General features: G+C 58.8%; 16 protein-coding genes. 7 read left to right on the forward strand and 9 right to left on the reverse strand.

Translation table 11 applies throughout. The annotated features are described in order from the left end of the window. Window positions 1-8 precede the first annotated feature (8 nt). Window positions 9-836 (forward strand): ABC transporter ATP-binding protein, encoded by an 828-nt coding sequence (locus CRP02_RS09195; protein ID WP_097170872.1) that lies wholly within the window; start codon window positions 9-11, stop codon window positions 834-836. 43 nt (window positions 837-879) lie between these two features. Here CRP02_RS09195 and putA read toward each other — a convergent pair whose 3' ends face one another. Then, on the reverse strand, window positions 880-4566 hold the full coding sequence (putA, locus tag CRP02_RS09200) for a trifunctional transcriptional regulator/proline dehydrogenase/L-glutamate gamma-semialdehyde dehydrogenase (RefSeq protein ID WP_097170873.1): 3687 nt from the start codon (window positions 4564-4566) through the stop codon (window positions 880-882). Between the two features lie 175 nt (window positions 4567-4741). Here putA and CRP02_RS09210 point away from each other — a divergent pair, with 175 nt between their 5' ends. Further along, on the forward strand, window positions 4742-5212 hold the full coding sequence (locus CRP02_RS09210; RefSeq protein WP_004432060.1) for an Lrp/AsnC ligand binding domain-containing protein: 471 nt from the start codon (window positions 4742-4744) through the stop codon (window positions 5210-5212). Between the two features lie 66 nt (window positions 5213-5278). Here the strand turns inward: CRP02_RS09210 and CRP02_RS09215 are convergent, their stop codons facing one another. After that, complete coding sequence (locus CRP02_RS09215; protein WP_004432061.1) at window positions 5279-5845, reverse strand: RNA polymerase sigma factor; 567 nt, start codon at window positions 5843-5845, stop codon at window positions 5279-5281. After that, window positions 5845-6051 (reverse strand): NepR family anti-sigma factor, encoded by a 207-nt coding sequence (locus CRP02_RS09220; RefSeq protein WP_004432062.1) that lies wholly within the window; start codon window positions 6049-6051, stop codon window positions 5845-5847. The genes CRP02_RS09215 and CRP02_RS09220 overlap by 1 nt, the downstream gene beginning before the upstream one ends. 137 nt (window positions 6052-6188) lie before the next feature. On the opposite strand from CRP02_RS09220, the gene CRP02_RS09225 reads away from it, so the two are divergent. Both CRP02_RS09225 and CRP02_RS09230 read left to right on the forward strand, forming a co-directional pair. Then, entirely contained in the window at window positions 6189-6983 is a 795-nt protein-coding gene (locus tag CRP02_RS09225; protein ID WP_004432063.1) for a response regulator, read from the forward strand. Window positions 6984-7078: 95 nt separating this feature from the next. Beyond that, on the forward strand, window positions 7079-8068 hold the full coding sequence (locus tag CRP02_RS09230) for a sensor histidine kinase (protein ID WP_097099674.1): 990 nt from the start codon (window positions 7079-7081) through the stop codon (window positions 8066-8068). A 298-nt stretch (window positions 8069-8366) separates the two neighbouring features. Here the strand turns inward: CRP02_RS09230 and CRP02_RS09235 are convergent, their stop codons facing one another. Beyond that, complete coding sequence (locus tag CRP02_RS09235) at window positions 8367-10091, reverse strand: sensor histidine kinase (RefSeq protein ID WP_097170874.1); 1725 nt, start codon at window positions 10089-10091, stop codon at window positions 8367-8369. A 238-nt stretch (window positions 10092-10329) separates the two neighbouring features. Here CRP02_RS09235 and CRP02_RS09240 point away from each other — a divergent pair, with 238 nt between their 5' ends. After that, entirely contained in the window at window positions 10330-10905 is a 576-nt protein-coding gene (locus tag CRP02_RS09240) for a PRC-barrel domain-containing protein (protein ID WP_097170875.1), read from the forward strand. Window positions 10906-11005: 100 nt separating this feature from the next. Here the strand turns inward: CRP02_RS09240 and galE are convergent, their stop codons facing one another. From galE to CRP02_RS09260, 4 genes are all read right to left on the reverse strand, one after another. Then, window positions 11006-11989, reverse strand: a complete 984-nt coding sequence (gene galE / locus CRP02_RS09245; protein WP_065702975.1) for a UDP-glucose 4-epimerase GalE — start codon at window positions 11987-11989, stop codon at window positions 11006-11008. 198 nt (window positions 11990-12187) lie between these two features. Further along, entirely contained in the window at window positions 12188-12625 is a 438-nt protein-coding gene (locus CRP02_RS09250) for a hypothetical protein (protein WP_065702978.1), read from the reverse strand. Between the two features lie 9 nt (window positions 12626-12634). Continuing rightward, window positions 12635-12979, reverse strand: coding sequence for a DUF883 family protein (locus CRP02_RS09255; protein ID WP_004432077.1), 345 nt, complete (start codon window positions 12977-12979; stop codon window positions 12635-12637). 40 nt (window positions 12980-13019) lie between these two features. Next, window positions 13020-13280 carry a hypothetical protein gene (locus CRP02_RS09260; RefSeq protein ID WP_097099670.1) on the reverse strand — a complete coding sequence of 87 codons (261 nt, stop codon included), beginning with the start codon at window positions 13278-13280 and terminating at the stop codon, window positions 13020-13022. On the opposite strand from CRP02_RS09260, the gene nspC reads away from it, so the two are divergent. Both nspC and CRP02_RS09270 read left to right on the forward strand, forming a co-directional pair. Further along, the gene (gene nspC / locus CRP02_RS09265; RefSeq protein WP_097170876.1) at window positions 13279-14376 is read left to right on the forward strand and encodes a carboxynorspermidine decarboxylase; all 1098 of its coding nucleotides are present in this window, start codon (window positions 13279-13281) and stop codon (window positions 14374-14376) included. The two genes, CRP02_RS09260 and nspC, sit on opposite strands and share 2 nt — an antisense overlap. Before the next feature lie 59 nt (window positions 14377-14435). Then, complete coding sequence (locus tag CRP02_RS09270) at window positions 14436-15674, forward strand: saccharopine dehydrogenase family protein (protein WP_013762136.1); 1239 nt, start codon at window positions 14436-14438, stop codon at window positions 15672-15674. Between the two features lie 122 nt (window positions 15675-15796). On the opposite strand, the gene CRP02_RS09275 is transcribed toward CRP02_RS09270, so the two are convergent. Continuing rightward, window positions 15797-17644: a DEAD/DEAH box helicase gene (locus CRP02_RS09275; RefSeq protein ID WP_097170877.1), complete on the reverse strand. Its 1848-nt coding sequence runs from the start codon at window positions 17642-17644 to the stop codon at window positions 15797-15799. Window positions 17645-17778 lie beyond the last annotated feature (134 nt).

Genomic DNA, 17778 nt, shown 5'->3' on the forward strand with positions numbered 1-17778 from the left:
GGTAACCCATGTCGACCAGCAATGTTACGACGTTGAGACGCCCCGATGCCCCATCATCCTCCCCCTCCGGGGCGGAGACCAAGGTTGAACACCGCGGCAAGCAGAACGACAGCAAGGTCGCCTTCAGCTTCCGCAATGTGACCAAGACCTTTGGCGATAAACCGGTTCTGCGCGGCATCGATCTCGATGTGCGGGAAGGCGAGTTTCTGGCTATTATCGGCAAGAGTGGATGCGGCAAGAGCACGCTTCTGCGTATCTTGGCCGGTCTTGACGCGCCCACAAGCGGCACCGTTTCGAAAGACGCATCGAGCCGCACTCGCATGATGTTTCAGGAGCCGCGCCTTCTGCCATGGGAGCGCATCGCAAACAATGTGTCCGTGGGCCTGACCGGCATCGCCAAAGGTGAGGCGGCGAACGAGCAGGCGCTCGCCATTCTCGAGGAGGTCGGGCTGAAAGACCGGGCGGGCGAATGGCCCTATGTCCTGTCTGGAGGCCAGAAGCAGCGCGTGGCGCTGGCACGCGCGCTGGTGGCGCATCCGCAAATTCTGGCGCTGGACGAACCCCTCGGGGCGCTCGATGCGCTCACCCGTATCGAAATGCAGCTTCTGCTGGAGCGCATCTGGCGCAAGCAGAAATTCACCGCCGTTCTCGTTACGCACGATGTTTCGGAAGCCGTCGCACTTGCCGACCGCATCGTCGTGATTGATGAGGGGCGCATCGCCCTTGATCTCGATGTGAAACTGCCGCGTCCGCGACGACACGGCACCCCGGAATTCGCGCGGCTTGAAGAACAGGTTCTGAACCAGCTTTTCGGTCGTGGCGAAATCGGTGGGTGATGTGATGGACCGGCAGGGTCGAGACCCTGCCGGAACTAGATAATCAGCCGATGCTCATCAGGCTGGCATTGCCGCCGGCGGCCGTTGTGTTGACGCTGACGGAGACTTCTTCTACCAGCCAGTCGAGATTGTAGGGCTGGGTTTCATGGTCAAGCGCTTCCGTCGTGGCGGCCTGAACCAGAACCAGCGGACCGGGCAGGGCGGCGATCTTCTTGTTGATCGCAACGACACGTTCCGCATCGCCCTCGATCAGCGCGCCGGCAAAGGGGGCGGATTTTTCCCAGCTATCCGCCCAGGTGATGCGCGAGGTAACGGTTGCCGGCAATCCATAGATCGACTTTTCCAGCCCCGACGCATTGTCGATAACGACCGAGTTGCCGGTGGCAAGCGCTGCGGCCAATTGGCGATAGAGCCCTTGCTCGGTGGCCGGGATAAGCAGCACCTTGCCGCGCGGATGCAGCGCATAAACGTTGCGTTCGCCGACAGGGCCTGCGAGTTCGGTTTCGAAACCGAGGCCGGAAAGGGCTGCGGCCTGTCTTGCGGCTTCGGCTGCAACGCTCTGGCCGTTCTCATCCAGCCAGCGGGCGAGATCGACAGCCGCCTGGTCCTGCTGGCTGGCAACGCGGTCGATCTTCGGCGCGGTTTGTGTGACGCGGCCGAGATAGAGCGGTCCGCCCGCCTTGGGACCGGTGCCGGAGAGGCCACGCCCGCCAAAGGGCTGGACGCCGACCACGGCGCCGATGATGTTGCGGTTCACATAGAGATTACCGGCCGCGACGCGCGACAGGACATGCTGGATGGTATCGTCAAGACGCGTATGCAGGCCGAAGGTCAGGCCATAGCCGGTGGCGTTGATCTCGTCGATCAGCCGGTCGAGATTGTCGCGCTTGAACCGGATGACGTGCAGCACCGGCCCGAAGACCTCTTTCTTCAGATCTGCGAGCGATTTCATCTCGATGATTGTCGGTGGCACGAAGGTGCCCTTGCCGGTTTCGCCGGCAAGCGAAATCTGCTCGATCCGGTGGCCGAGTGCGCGCATGCTGTCGACATGTTTTTCGATGATGCCTTTAGCTTCAGCGGTGATGACGGGGCCGACATCGACGGAAAGGCTATCGGTGCGGCCGATGCGCAATTCGTGCAGCGCGCCTTTCAGCATCGTCAGGGTGCGGTCGGCCACATCTTCCTGCAGGCAGAGAATGCGAAGCGCCGAGCAACGCTGGCCGGCACTGTCGAAGGCAGAGGCGATGACGTCGGCGACGACCTGCTCGGCAAGCGCCGAAGAATCGACGATCATCGCGTTCTGGCCGCCGGTCTCGGCAATCAGGGGAACGGGCTGGCCGTTTGCGAGAACCCGGCCTGCGAGTTGACCCTGAATGAGCCGCGCCACTTCCGTGGAGCCCGTGAACATCACACCCGCCGTGAGCGCTGAGCCGACCAGCGCCGCACCGGTCTTGCCGTCACCTGGCAGAAGCTGCACGGCGTCCTGCGGAACGCCTGCCTCATGCAGCAGACGCACACCCTGCGCGGCGATCAGAGGAGTTTCTTCGGCGGGCTTTGCCAGCACCGGATTACCGGCAACCAGTGCTGCGGTTACCTGGCCGATGAAGATGGCAAGCGGGAAGTTCCACGGGCTGATGCAGACGACCGGGCCGAGCGGTGTCTCGTCGGCCTTGAAGGTCTTGCGGGCTTCCGCCGCGTAATAACGCAGGAAGTCAATCGCCTCGCGCGCCTCGGCAATGGCGTTCGGCATGGATTTTCCGGCCTCGCGCATGATGAGGCCAAGCAGGGCCGGCATCTCGGCCTGCATCCGGTCGGCAGCGCGCTCCAGGCAGGCGGCGCGCTCTTCAACCGGCGTGGAAGACCAGTTGGAGGCTGCGGCCCGCTGCATTGCCGCTGCGACATCGGCCTCTGTCGGTTCGGTTACATAACCGACGACATCATTGTGGTCGCCGGGATTGAGGACCGGGCGTGTCTTTCCGCCTGCCTGCGGTGCTGCGGCTTTCCATTCCGTCGTCGCACCTGCCTTGAGGACGTTGTCCAGCGCGGCAAGTGCCGTTTCATTCGAAAGATCGAGACCGGCGGAATTTGCCCGTTCGGGGCCGAAGAGACCAGCGGGTGCAGCAATGCGGTCGTGCCGTGCGCCGGGAACGGGGTAAGCCTTGACCACGGTGACCGGATCTTCCAGCAGGGAAGCCACCGGCACGGCGGGATCCGCGATGCGGTTGACGAAGGAGGAGTTCGCGCCGTTTTCCAGCAGACGGCGGACAAGATATGCAAGCAGCGTCTCGTGGGTGCCAACAGGCGCATAAAAGCGGCAGGGACGATCGAGCTTCTTCTTGCCGACGACTTCGCTGTAAAGCGGTTCGCCCATGCCGTGCAGGCACTGGAACTCATAATCACCGAGTTTGAAGTCCGGACCGGCGAGATGGTAGATGGTCGCCATGGACTGAGCGTTGTGGGTCGCAAATTGCGGGAACACGACGTCACGCGCGGCAAGCAGCTTGCGGGCGCAGGCGATATAGGAGACATCCGTGTGCACTTTGCGGGTGAAGACCGGGAAGTCTTCCAGCCCGTCCACCTGTGCGCGCTTGATCTCCGCATCCCAGTAGGCGCCCTTGACCAGACGCACCATGATGCGGCGACCGGCACGTCGGGCGAGATCGATGATGTAGTCGAGAACAAAGGGGCAGCGGCGGCCATAGGCCTGCACAACGAAGCCTAGGCCGTTCCAGGCGGTGAGATCCTTGTCGAGCGCCAGTTCCTCCAGAAGATCGAGCGACAGTTCCAGCCGGTCAGCTTCCTCGGCGTCAATGTTGAGGCCGATATCGTATTTCTTGCTGAGCAGCATCAGGGATTTCACCCGCGGCAGAAGCTCCGCCATTACCCGCTCTGCCTGCGCACGGGCATAGCGCGGATGCAGGGCCGAAAGCTTGATGGAAATTCCGGGGCCACCATAGATGCCACGCCCGGCGGAGGCCTTGCCGATGGCGTGGATGGCGTTTTCGTAGTCCTTGTAATAACGCTCCGCATCCTTGGCGGTGGTCGCTGCTTCGCCAAGCATGTCGTAGGAATATTGGAAACCCTGTTCCTCCAGCGGTTTGGAGCGCTTGATCGCTTCGCCGATCGTTTCGCCGGTCACGAATTGCTCGCCCATCATGCGCATCGCCATATCGACGCCGCGGCGAATGACGGGTTCGCCAGCCCGGGCGATCAGCTTGGTCAGCGCCGCCGAAAGGCCGCTGTCATTGACCGTCGAGGTCAGCTTGCCGGTGATGACGAGACCCCAGGTGGCGGCGTTGACGAATAGCGAGCGCCCGCCGCCGATGTGGGACTTCCAGTCGCCGCGGGCAATCTTGTCGCGGATCAGCGCGTCGCGGGTGGCGGTGTCGGGAATGCGCAGCAGTGCTTCGGCAAGGCACATCAGGGCCACGCCCTCATGGCTGGAGAGCGAATATTCCTGCACCAGCCCCTCGACGCCGGTGCCTTTCGTCTTGGCGCGCAACGCCTCGATCAGCTTGGTTGCCGTGGTGCGAATGGCTGTGGCCTGCTCGGGCGTGACGGTCGCCGCTTCGATCAGAGGCGCCAGGCACTCTTCCTCGGGGCGGCGGTAAGCGGCGGTAATTGCTTTGCGCAACGGGCTCTGCTCGCGCACGGGCGGTGCAAAATTCTGGAAAATACCGTTCACCGTCTGCTGCGGGTTTACATCGGCTTTGCTTGCACCATCGGCCATTCTGAAAATCCTGAAAAAGCTGTTGAAGACAGACTGTCAGCGGCAGCGTGTCCTCCGCTCGCCGCTTGTCATTCTGCTGCGTACAATATCATTGCCGTAAAAATTGCTATGGTCCTATTTTGAGGATAGAACAGGCCATATGAACTTTTATTATTCAAAATTGGCGTGAAATCACATGGCTAATAGTCATAAAACAGACGATCTGGACCACTTCGATCTCAAGATTCTCGAGGCCCTCAGCGAAGACGGGCGCATGTCGGTGCTGCAACTGTCGAAAAGGGTCGGCCTCTCCAAGACGCCGTGCCAGACGCGGCTCAAGCGGTTGGTGGATGAAGGTTATATTCTGGGCTTCCGTGCGGTGCTCAATCCGCAGAAACTGGGCGTCGACCATATCGCCTTCGCAGAGGTCAAGCTTTCCGACACACGCGAAAAGGCACTTGAGGAATTCAACACGGCGGTGCGCAAGATCAAGGAGGTGGAGGAATGCCACATGATCGCCGGCGCATTCGATTATCTACTGAAGGTGCGCACCAGCGATATCCGCAAATACCGAAGGGTGCTCGGCGAAAAAATCTCCAGCCTGCCATCGGTTTCCAACACTTCGACATTCGTCGTGATGCAGTCGGTCAAGGAGACCGGTATCTGACGACGCGGCGAAGAAAAACGGGCAGGCACGAGCCTACCCGTCTAGTGCTTTGCGAATTCCGTCGGTTCAGCGCGCGGTGGCTGCGGCGGTAACGGCGCTCATCTGCGCGTCAGGACCGAACTCGTTTTCGTTTTCGATGCCGAGAAGTTCCTGCAGGCGCAATCGCGCGCGGCTGACACGGCTCTTGATCGTGCCAACCGGGCAACCGCAAATCTCGGCTGCTTCTTCGTAAGCAAAGCCGGAGGCGCCGATCAGCAAGATCGCTTCGCGCTGATCGTCGGGCAATTTTGCAAGTGCCGTACGAAAATCCTGAAGATCGACCGAACCATGCTGTTCTGGCGGCACGGACAAGCGCGAGGTGTAAACCCCATCGGTATCCTGTACTTCGCGGCCGGACTTGCGGATCTGGCTGTAGAATTCGTTACGCAGGATCGTCACAAGCCATGCGCGCATGTTGGTGCCGGGCTGGAAACTCTCCTGTTTCGCCCAGGCCTTCATGATCGTATCCTGCACGAGGTCGTCAGCGCGATCCCTCGAACGGATGAGTGAGATCGCGAATGCCCGCAGGTTTGGCAGTGCCGCCAGCATTTCCCGTTTGAAATTGTATTCTGTCTGCTCCGGCTCTTTCGCCATCATTCCCCCGAAGCCTTGTCTTTGGCTCTGTTTTCGGCTTCATCGAGTTTCTCGAGAAGGTCGAGGAATTTGTCAGGGATGCCTTCTTCCTGAACAGCATCGTAGAGTTCCCTGAGCTTGCGGGAAATCACCGCCCGCCCAGAGTGCGGGACCTGAGGGTTGGCCGGATTGTCCGGAGAATCTTGGTCCGATTGAAATATGTTCATAACGTCCGGTATTCCTTTTGTGTCGTGGCAAGAATGCGCGATGAAAAAAATAGTTCCGGCGATCCGGAACTTTTTTTATGATGCGCACGTTGCTATCGTGGGTTTGCGTTGCAGACCGCATGAAAGGGGAGAATTCCATGTCAGTTTCTACACGCATCGCACCGCACCTGCCATATCTGCGCAGGTTCGCGCGTGCCGTTTGCGGCTCTCAATCCACTGGCGATGCCTATGTTGCAGCAACACTTGAAGCTCTGATCGCCGATATCAGCATCTTTCCGCCGACAAGCAACGATCGGGTTTCGCTTTATCAATTGTTCGTATCGATTTTTAGTTCCGTCACGATCAATATAAAGGCCGATGAAAACCTGTCAGGTTGGGAAAAGCGCGCTTCCGCCAACCTCTCTGCGGTGCCAGCGCTCGCCCGCCAGGCTTTCCTTCTGACCACGGTCGAAGAGTTCACAGCTTCGGAAGCAGCAGAGGTTCTGAGGGTAACTGAAGCCCAGATCGGCCAGCTGATCGATGAGGCGGCCTCTGAAATCGCCCGCCAGGTTGCGACCGATATCATGATTATTGAGGACGAACCTCTGATCGCCATGGATATCGAGCAGATGGTCACCGATCTCGGCCATCGCGTTACGGGTATTGCCCGCACGCATGCGGAGGCTATCGATCTCTTCAACCGCACGCAGCCGAAGATGATCCTTGCCGACATCCAGCTTGCAGACGGCAGCTCCGGGCTTGATGCCATGAAGGAGATCCTTCAGATGACGTCTCTGCCGGTGATCTTCATTACGGCCTTCCCTGAGCGTCTTTTGACGGGTGAGCGGCCCGAGCCGACATTCCTCGTTACAAAGCCGTTCAACCCGGACATGGTGAAAGCGCTTATCAGCCAGGCCCTGTTTTTCAACGAAAGCTCTCGCGTCGCGGCGTGAAATTTGCCGAAACCGTAGACTGTCCGGGAACAACTACGGTACCCGGACGTTCGCGGTTACGGTCGTGAGGTGATCTCACGGCTTTTTGCAGGGAGATGAATTTGCATCGGCTGGCATGGCATAACGCGGAGAGGAACGAGAGCGAGCTGCACGATTCGCTCGTCCTCGCTTTGCTCGATTCGGGCGAGACAGTCATGTTACAGGACTGGAACCGCGAGTATATATTCGTGGCCAACCTGCCGGATGTGTGGCGTCTGCCGACCGATAGCCATCCCACGGATGAAAATGTGTTTGGCAACGATCTTTCAGAGCGGCTTGCCGAACTCAAAAAAGATATGAATGTGGTGGGCAGTCGGGGCATGCTGGAAGTCAATGCCGGCAATGACCGGGTTTTCCAGTTCCAGATCCATTCCACCTTCAACCAGGCGAAGCAGGCGGTGATGAAAACCACCATTCGCGAGGTGACGGCGGAACGGCGGCGCGAGCAGCTTTTGCGCTCGCTGCTGCGCGAGGTCAGCCACCGTTCCAAGAACCTCCTGGCGATCATCCAGAGCCTTGCGGGCCAGACGGCCCGTTTCAGCCTCACCAAGGATGATTTTCTGCGCAAGTTTCGGGGGCGGTTACACGCTCTTGCCCAAAGTCAGGATCTCATCACGGATTCCGACTGGAGAGGTGCTCGCATATTCGAGCTTCTTCGCCAGCAATTCGACCTCTATGTGCCGGAATATCCTAATCTCATCCACATGGAAGGTGAAAACCTGCTGCTCAATCCGAATGGAGCGCTTTATATCGGTCTGGCTTTCCATGAGCTGGTCGTCAATACGGTCAGCCACAGCGGCAATCTCGCCTATCATCCGCCAATCTCGCTGCAATGCCGCCAGGAAGGCGATTTTTGTATCGTTGAGTGGATAGAGCCGATCATGCCGTCGAAAGAGCCGGCGCAGGCGAGGCGCGGCAGTTTCGGCAGCGTCGTGCTGGAAAAGGTCGTTCCATCCGCATTGGGCGGAAGTGCCGAATATCAGCTCACGCCGGAGCGGATCGTCTACCGGCTGAAATTTCCTTCCGGGGACGTCGCTGACATTTGAAATTTCGAAATAATGGCCTTCGGTTGGAGACTTGCCTCATAGGCAGTACTTCGGCCGTTTTTGCGAGAACGCAATAAAAAAGCACGGCCCATGAAAGAGCCGTGCTATTTTTATAACAGGTTTTCAGGGGTGAAACCTGTTTATTGTCAGCCAAGCTTCAGGCGGGGACGGGGGAATTGCTTGGCCTGCAGTGAAAATGCATCCGGCCTAATTCGGTTCCACTAAAACGCATTTTTTTTGCGGAGGGCGAAATTAGCTGCTGTTCAGCTGCCGGTACGGGGCTCCAGCACGCCATCTTTCAAAGCGGGCCTGCCTGATCGGGTCGCTTGGGTATAAAATAGCGCATCGGCGCTTCAAGCGACCATTCGAACCCGGTTTCGCGATACTCCGTCACCACCTGTCCGCCGAATGCGCCTTCCGCATGCCGTTTGATGACCGTGGTACCAAAGCCCTTGCGGCTTGGTTCCGTCGCCGGTGGTCCGCCCGTTTCGGTCCAGACGATATAAATCATCTGACGCCCATCTTTTTCGAGCGGCTTCCAGCTCACCGTGATTTTTCCGAGCGCAACCGACAGAGCGCCATATTTGATGGAATTCGTCGTCAGCTCATGCACCACGAGCCCGAAATTCTGCGCCGCTTCCGGGGAAAGCATGAAATCGTCCCCAGACAACTCGAAGCGTTCCGAAACGGTGCCGAAAACGTCGAGGTGGGTCTCGATCAGCTTACGGATCGGCAAGCCCTGCCATTGAACCTCCGCCAATGCCCGGATCGACATTCCGAGACCGCGAAGACGGTGGTCCACCTCTTTCTGGAACTCCGGGATGCTTTTGTTTTCCCGCCCCAATTGCCGGATCATCGCCTGAACAAGCGTCAGAATATTCTTGGAGCGGTGAACCAGTTCGTGCAGCAGAAGTTGCAGCCGTTCTTCCGACTGGCTTCTGTCGAAGGAGGCATTGGAGAGTGCGACGGCGACCTGGTTGGCCTCCTTGATCTTGGTATCGACGGGCGCCACGATCTCGCCTTCACCGATGCGTTCAGCCATGAGCGTGAGATCGCGAATGGAACTGCGCAATTGCCGGCCGACCAGATAGGCGCCGCCGATGGCGATCAGCACCAGCATCGTGCTGCCGATCATCATTTGCCGCCACGTGTCGACCAATGCTGCCTGACTTGCGGCAAGTGGCCCCCACATCACGGTTCGCCATTGCCAGCCTGGCAATTGGGCATAGGCATAGAGGTTACCCTTGTCGTCGAAGAAATTGCCGCTGAAGGCCTGCATTTCTGAAAGAATGGCGGGGCTGGCAAATGGCTTGCCCACTTCCACCCCATTCTGCGCACTGGAAACGACAACACGATTGTTACCGTCGATAATGGCGACCGCCCAGTTGCGCGGCAGATTTTCCGTGGGGATGAGCCGGCTGAGGTCACTTGTATTCTGCGTCAGGATCAGGGCATCTCCGGCGGACCCCAGATTGGGGTCGAGCGGCAGGGTAACGTTGAACACCCATTCCTTGCTCGTCGCGCCGAAAAACATGTCCGAAACGGTGATCCGACGGGATTCGATTGCCTTGGCCAGATTGGCCTCGGCCGGCACCTTGCTGAGAGGCTGGCCAAATGACACCCGGGTATTGAGATACTGTTCGCCTTCCTTGGTGGCGAGAATGGCGTACAGGCCCTCCCGTTTCAGGCTTTCGGCAACACGCCCCTGAAAAGCGGCAAGATTGCCATTCTCGAGTTCCGGGAACTGCGACAGCAGATTGAGCGAGGTGGCTATTTCCTGCAGACGCCGATCGATGTTGCGGCTGACGACCCTAACATCCTCGATCGTCTCCCGTTGCAGGTCGTCGCGCTTTTCGCTTTCAAGACGCAGCATCAAGTAGCCGCCGAAAAGGATCAGCGGCAGGGTGATGACGGTTGCCATCACCACCAGATAGGTGCCGATGGAGGCCGTCGGAAAAAAATTCGCACTGCGTCGACGCAAAGCCGAGAACATGTCTTTCAGTTTTTTGCCGGGTTGAGGCATGCAAAAACTCCGGCAGTTACGGCATTGTTACGTCACGGATAATACCGCGCCATCCTCCTTTAGCAATGCCTGATTTTTTCGTTCGGGAGCCGCAAAATGTCGCAATTGCGTCGATGCGACTGAAAAAATCGGAACCATTTCAATGGTCAGCCCGTTTGCAAAGCGAACCGGTCATGGAGTGGAAAGCGAAATTCGTCACCGCCCGGCCAGTCGAAAACGATGAAAGGAAGGTACGAAAATGGCAAAGAAACTTACGATACTCGTCACCGCCGCCCTGATGGGCACGACGGCTTTCGCGCCGCTTGCCATCGCCCAGGGTACAACCCAGCCAGCACCGGCAAATCCGAGTGCGCAGACCGAACCCGCAACGCCTCCCGCCACCCCGATGGCGCCGGCGGCTCCTTTGGCCAATGACAGCGCGGCCGCAACGACTGGCGGTGCTTACATCACCCAGCAGGGCGAAACGCAGATCAGCGCCAATGACTATATCGGCAAGTCGGTCTATACCGCAGCCGACGAGAGCATCGGTAACGTCACCAACCTCATCATGGAAAAAGACGGCGGTCTCGTCGCAGCCGTGATTGGCGTCGGCGGTTTCCTCGGCATCGGTGCCAAGGATGTCGCGGTGCCCATGGACAAGGTAACGATGACCCGCAACACACAGGACGGCACCATTCGCCTGACGACGACCGAAACGGCGGAAACGCTGAAGGCTGCTCCGGAATTCAAGACGCTGGAACAGCAGGCCAGCGAAAAGAGCGCGGCAACGCCGGCAGCTCCGGACAGGACCACCACGTCCGCCACCAAGCCCTGATCCCCTTACCTGGGAGGCAGGAGCGGGACCGACCTCAACAGGCGTCCCGCGAGAGACACCGGCCATTGGCCGGTGTCTTTTTGTGTTAAATTGCGTTCGCTCAGTCCCCGGCGTTGCGCGAGGAATGCCAGGCCCAGGCGGATTTGATGATATCAGACAGGGAATAACGCGGCTCCCAGCCCAACACCGCCTTTGCCTTGTCGTTATTGGCGACAAGAGTGGTGGAATCGCCATCGCGGCGGTCGGTATATTCCACCGGGAAGGGACGGCCGGATACATCCGAAATCGCCGCCAGCAACTCCTTCACTGTCGTACCGGTGCCGGTGCCGAGGTTGAGTTCAACCGTTTCACCGCCCGCCAGCAGATAGTCCACCGCCCGCACATGGGCGTCGGCAAGATCGAGAATATGGATGTAGTCACGCACGCAGGTGCCGTCGCGGGTGTCATAATCCGTGCCGAACACCTTGAAGCCCTGACGCCGACCGAGTGCCGCCTCGATGGCGAGCGGGATTGCGTGGGTTTCCGGCTTGTGCCATTCGCCGATGCGGCCTTCGAAATCTGCACCTGCGGCGTTGAAATAGCGCAGCATCACCGAGCGCAGCCCCTTATAGGTGCTGTAATCCTTCAGCGCTTGCTCGACTACCCATTTGGTGCGGCCGTAGGGGTTGATCGGCGCCTGGCGGTGCGTCTCGTCAATCGGCACCTGTTCCGGCAAACCGTAGGTGGCGCAGGTGGAGGAGAAAACAAATGCCGTGACCCCGGCATCGATGGCGGCAGACAGCAGGTTGAGCGAACCGATGACGTTGTTGTCGTAGAAGGCCACGGGTTGCTTGACGGATTCGCCGACTTCAATCAGCGCCGCAAAGTGGAGTACGGCCTCCGGCTGGTGCCTGGCGAAAACCTCGTCCAGGCGTGCGCGGTCGCGAATGTCGCCCTGCTCGAAGGGTCCCCAGCGGACGAATTCCTCATGTCCATTGGACAGATTGTCGAAAACAACCGGTTCATATCCCCGCTCAGACAGGAGAAGGCAGGTATGCGAACCGATATAGCCGGCACCGCCGACGACAAGGACTTTCTTCTTCATCAATTGCCTTTCAGAAAAAAAACGGGACGTGCGGGAGACTGTATTTCACTTTGTTCAAATAAGGGCGGCTTGGCACTGGGCACCATCAGCCAGTCTATCCATCGCGGGTAACATAAAAAAAACTGCGCATCCATGGTCTGGATGCGCAGCAGCAAATGAGAGTTTGACGAAGAGCATTAAACGCGCCCGAAGGCGTGCCTATTTCTTTTTCCTGGTATTGGCTCTGGTTGCCAGAAAGCCGGCAGCCATGGCAACGGCGAGCGTCGCATAGGGGCGCGCCTGGATCGCCAGCGTCAGCAGCGATTGCAGAGCCAGAGGTGCTGCGGTCAAGGGAGCCGCCGTCAAGGATGCGACGGGTCGTCTTGCAACATAGGCTCTCGGACGTTTGACGATCGCAAGCGCCACCAGCATGATGACACCAAGCAGAAACGCCGTACCGGCTACCACAAGCGCGGCCGGCCCTGCGCCGACATGCCGGGCAAGATAGATGGACCCCGCCACGACAGCCGCTACGAAGGCGATCAGGAAGAATATCCCGGTCAGCACCCAAAGGATTATCGTGGCGCGCAGGCGCCGCGTCACGACGCGTCCTTCACGCTGGGTGTCTCCCAGATAGACCAGCAATGCCTCAAGCATGATGCGGCCTTATCGACGTGTGAGGAGAGCGAGCACGAAACCGACACCAACGGCAATGCCGAGGGACTGCAGCGGGTTCTTCTGGACCTGATCCGTCAGATTGTCGTTCAGCGAGGAAATTTCGTTGCGAACGCTGTCGGCCATCTCGCCGGAAGCGGTCAGTGCGTCGTCGGCCACGCGGGCGGCCTGCGCCTTCAGTTCATGCGAGGCTCCAACGCCCAGCGCCTTAACGCTCTTGGCAAGATTTGCCAGATCTTCGCGAAGTTGGGCAAGCTGTGCTGCCACATCGGCTGCATCGCCGTTTTCGAGGGATTGCTGGATCTTGTCGTTGACGCTGCTACGCACGCTTGCCATGGGTGAAGTCCTTCCTGGAACATCGTTGATGGAAATGGCGTCAGGTCAAAAAGACTGCCGCCGCGGATGAATGCCGACGCTTACGAACTTTCGTTGCGGCAGCCGTAAACCCGATTGTCCGCCATTCAAACGCGCCGATGCGTGCTTGGTTCCGCAGCTTGGCGAGTTTTCTCCCGCGGATTTCGCGGCGGGGGCAATTTTCCGGGAATTCGGTGCCGGACATTTGTTTTCCTGTAACAAGCATCATATAAGGCCCATCATCCAGATGGACCTTGACTTCAATCAATATGTGAAACGCCATGCTTCAGACGCCCTATTACCTCATCGACAAGACAAAACTTCTTCGCAACATGGAGAAGATTGCCTATGTGCGGGAAAAATCCGGCGCCAAGGCGCTACTGGCGCTGAAGTGCTTTGCAACATGGTCCGTATTCGATTTCATGTCGCAATATATGGACGGCACCACCTCGTCGTCGCTTTATGAAGTGCGTCTGGGCCGCGAGAAATTCAATGGCGAAACCCACGCCTATTCCGTCGCCTATGCCGATTACGAAATCGACGAGGTGATTTCGAACGCGGACAAGATCATCTTCAATTCCATCAGCCAGCTTGAGCGCTTTGCAGAAAAGGCCTCCGGTATCACCCGGGGTCTGCGCCTCAATCCGCAGGTCAGCTCCTCGAGCTTCGATCTTGCGGATCCCGCACGTCCCTTCAGCCGTCTCGGCGAATGGGATGTCGCCAAGGTCGACAAGGTCATGGACCGGATTTCCGGCTTCATGATCCACAACAATTGCGAAAACGGCGATTTTTCTCTGTTCGACCGCATGTTGACGCAGATCGAAGAGAAATTCGGATCGCTCCTGTCGCGTGCGGAATGGGTCAGCCTCGGCGGCGGCATCCATTTTACCGGCGACAACTATCCGCTCGACCAGTTCTGCGATCGCCTGGCGGCTTTTTCGGAAAAATACGGCGTTCAGGTCTATCTTGAGCCCGGCGAAGCCTCGATCACCAAGAGCACGACGCTTGAAGTGACGGTTCTCGACACGCTGTTCAATGGCAAGAACCTCGCCATCGTCGACAGCTCCATCGAAGCGCATATGCTCGACCTCCTGATCTATCGCGAAACCGCCAAGGTTTTGCCGAACGAGGGCGAACATCCCTACATGGTCTGCGGCAAATCCTGCCTTGCGGGCGATATTTTCGGCGACTTCCGGTTCGACAAGGAGCTGAAGGTCGGTGATCGTATCTCCTTTGAGGATGCGGCCGGCTACACCATGGTCAAGAAGAACTGGTTCAATGGCGTGAAGATGCCGGCGATTGCCATCAAGGAACTCGATGGCAGCGTGCGTGCCGTTCGCGAATTCGACTTTGCCGATTTCGAGCAAAGCCTGTCTTAAACCCTGTTTTAACATGAAACGAAGCTGATCCCTGCGGGGAAAAGGAGGCATCACCTGAAATGAAGAAGAACGTTCTGATCATCGGCGCCGGTGGCGTAGCACAGGTCGTGGCGCATAAATGCGCCCAGAACAGCGATGTATTGGGAGACATTCATATTGCGTCACGGACTTTGGAAAAGTGCCGCAAGATTGTCGAGTCCGTACGCGAAAAGAAGAGCCTCAAGACAGATGTGAAACTTGAGGCCCATGCGCTTGACGCGATGGATATCGAGGCGACGAAAGCCTTGATTACGAAAACCGGCGTAGAGATCGTCATCAACGTCGGTTCGGCTTTCGTCAACATGTCCGTTCTTCGTGCCTGCATGGACACGGGTGTTGCTTATATGGATACGGCGATCCACGAGGATCCCACCAAGATTTGCGAGGCGCCGCCGTGGTACGGAAACTACGAGTGGAAGCGCGCTGCCGAATGCAAGGAAAAGGGCGTAACGGCACTGCTCGGCGTCGGTTTCGATCCCGGCGTGGTCAATGCCTATGCCCGCCTTGCCAAGGATGAATATTTCGACAAGGTCACTTCGGTCGATATCGTTGATATCAATGCCGGCAGCCATGGCCGCTGGTTCTCCACCAACTTCGATCCGGAAATCAACTTCCGCGAATTCACCGGTGTCGTCTATTCCTGGCAGAATGGCCAGTGGCAGACGAACCAGATGTTCGAGGTCGGCCAGGAATTCGATCTGCCGGTTGTCGGCAAGCAGAAGGCCTATATGACCGGCCATGACGAAGTGCATTCGCTGTCCAAAAACATGGACGGTGCCGATGTGCGCTTCTGGATGGGCTTTGGCGATCACTACATCAACGTCTTCACCGTGCTGAAGAACCTCGGTCTTCTCTCCGAAAAGCCGGTCAAGACTGCCGAAGGTCTGGAAGTCGTGCCGTTGAAGGTGGTCAAGGCCGTATTGCCGGATCCCTCTTCGCTTGCACCCGACTATGTCGGCAAGACCTGCATCGGCGATGTCGTCAAGGGCATCAAGGATGGCAAGGAACGCGAAGTCTTCATCTACAACGTGGCCGACCACAAGGAAGCTTACGAGGAAGTTGGATCGCAGGGCATTTCCTACACCGCCGGCGTTCCTCCGGTCGCTGCCGCCATGCTGATTGCCACCGGCGAGTGGGATGTGAAGCAAATGGCCAATGTGGAAGAACTGCCACCGCAGCCTTTCCTGAACCTTCTGAACAAGATCGGCCTTCCAAGCCGTATCAAGGACGAAAATGGCGATCGCGCCCTGACGTTCTGATCCATCAAGACAATAAAAAGCCCCGCAAAAGCGGGGCTTTTTTTGTGATGAAGTTTGCCAGTTACTTGGCATCATCCTCGGCCTTAAGCCGAGGATCTAACGGCGCGGTACTGACCCGCGCCTCAGCCCTTTGCCGGCTTCGGCCCGCGCTTTTCGAAAGGCCGGTCCTTCTTGCCTTCGAATTTGGGCTTGTCGCCGAAGGTCTTTTTCTTTTTCCAGGGCTTGTCGTCGCCCTTGCGGTCGTCGGCTGCACCGCCAGCGTTATTGGGTTTGTTGAACTTCCGCTGGGCCGTGGCCGGGCGGGTGTCCTCACGAACACTGCCGGTCATTTCCGGCTTGCCTTCCAGCGCCTTCAGACGAATGCCCTTTTCGAGCATCATGTCCTTGCCGATGGCGGAGGTGAAACGATCGACGGCATCGGCCGCCAGTTCCACGAAGGTCTCCGTCTGCTGCATACGGATGGCGCCGATATCCTGACGGGTGATCTTGCCGAAGCGGCAGAGCATGGGGATGAGCCAGCGCGGCTCGGCGCTCTGCTTGCGGCCCACCGAAAGCGAAAACCAAGCGCTGTCGGAAAAGTCGGAACGTTCGCGGCGCGGCGCGTCGTTTTCGGGGGTTTCGAAGCTGTCGCGGCGCGGTTTGCGGGTATTGTCCAGCGCGACTTCGGTGATGTCTTCCGGGGCGGAACGTCCGGCGTGGTAAAGGCGCACGAAGGCGGCTGCTACTTTTTCCGCGCCATGCTGCTCGAGCAGCTGCTTGACGAAATCGCGCTCGTCGTCGGCCACGGCCTCGGTGAGAGCCGGGTCTGCCAGAAGCCGGGCGCCGTCGCGTTCAACGATCTCTTCGACCGAAGGCGGGCGAACCCATGCTGCGCTGACCTTGGCACCTTCCAGAAGGCGTTCGGCCTTGCGGCGCTGGTTGACAGGCACCACGATGGCGCTGACGCCCTTCTGCCCGGCGCGGCCGGTACGACCGGAACGGTGGAGAAGCGTTTCCGAATTGGTCGGCAGGTCGGCGTGGATAACCAGTTCGAGGCCAGGCAGGTCGATGCCGCGTGCAGCAACGTCAGTCGCCACGCAAACCCGGGCGCGACCGTCACGCATTGCCTGAAGCGCATGGGTACGTTCGTTCTGGGTCAGTTCGCCTGACAGAGCCACGACGGAAAAGCCGCGATTGTTCAGACGGGCCGTCAGATGATTTACGGCCGCACGGGTGGAGCAGAAAACGATGGCGTTGCGGGCTTCGTAAAAGCGCAGCGCATTGATGATGGCGTTTTCGCGGTCGGAGCCGGTCACCAGCAAGGCGCGGTATTCGATGTCCACATGCTGCTTCTGTTCTGAAGCGGTGGCGATGCGAACGGCGTTCTTCTGGTAGCTTTCGGCAAGCTTGGCGATGCTGCGCGGAACGGTGGCCGAGAACATCAGCGTGCGGCGGTTAGCCGGCGATTCTTCCAGAATGAATTCCAGATCTTCGCGGAAGCCGAGATCGAGCATCTCGTCGGCCTCGTCCAGTACCACGGCGCGTAGCGACGACAGATCGAGCGCGCCGCGCTTGATGTGGTCGCAGAGGCGGCCGGGGGTGCCGACGATAATATGCGCGCCGCGCTCCAGTGCGCGTCGTTCGCTGCGGATATCCATGCCGCCAACGCAGGACGCGATCGATACGCCGGCGAATTCATAAAGCCATTCCAGCTCGCGCTTGACCTGCATGGCCAGTTCGCGGGTTGGCGCAATGGCGAGTGCCAGCGGCGCGGAAGCCTGGCCGAAACGGGTGTTTTCCGACAGTAGCGTGGTCGCGAGCGCAATGCCGAAGGCAACTGTCTTGCCGGAGCCGGTCTGCGCGGAAACCAGCGCGTCCTTGTCGGCGAGTTCCGGCGAAAGCATGGCCTTCTGCACGGGGGTCAAATCTTTGTAGCCGCGTTTTTCCAACGCCTGCGCGATCGCCGGGGCGATACCCTGGGTGTCTGTCATCTACCGTCTTTCGGATATGAAGCTGCCTGCATCCGCCCGAAACCAATAGGTCCTAAAGTCTCCGGGGCAGCCGATGCAGGCCATTACGGCCATCTGGCCGGTTGCATTGCCGCGCTCCATACTGCGAATAGGCC

It is taken from the genome of Rhizobium sp. AN5, assembly GCF_900215255.1.
GTDB lineage: Bacteria > Pseudomonadota > Alphaproteobacteria > Rhizobiales > Rhizobiaceae > Agrobacterium > Agrobacterium tumefaciens.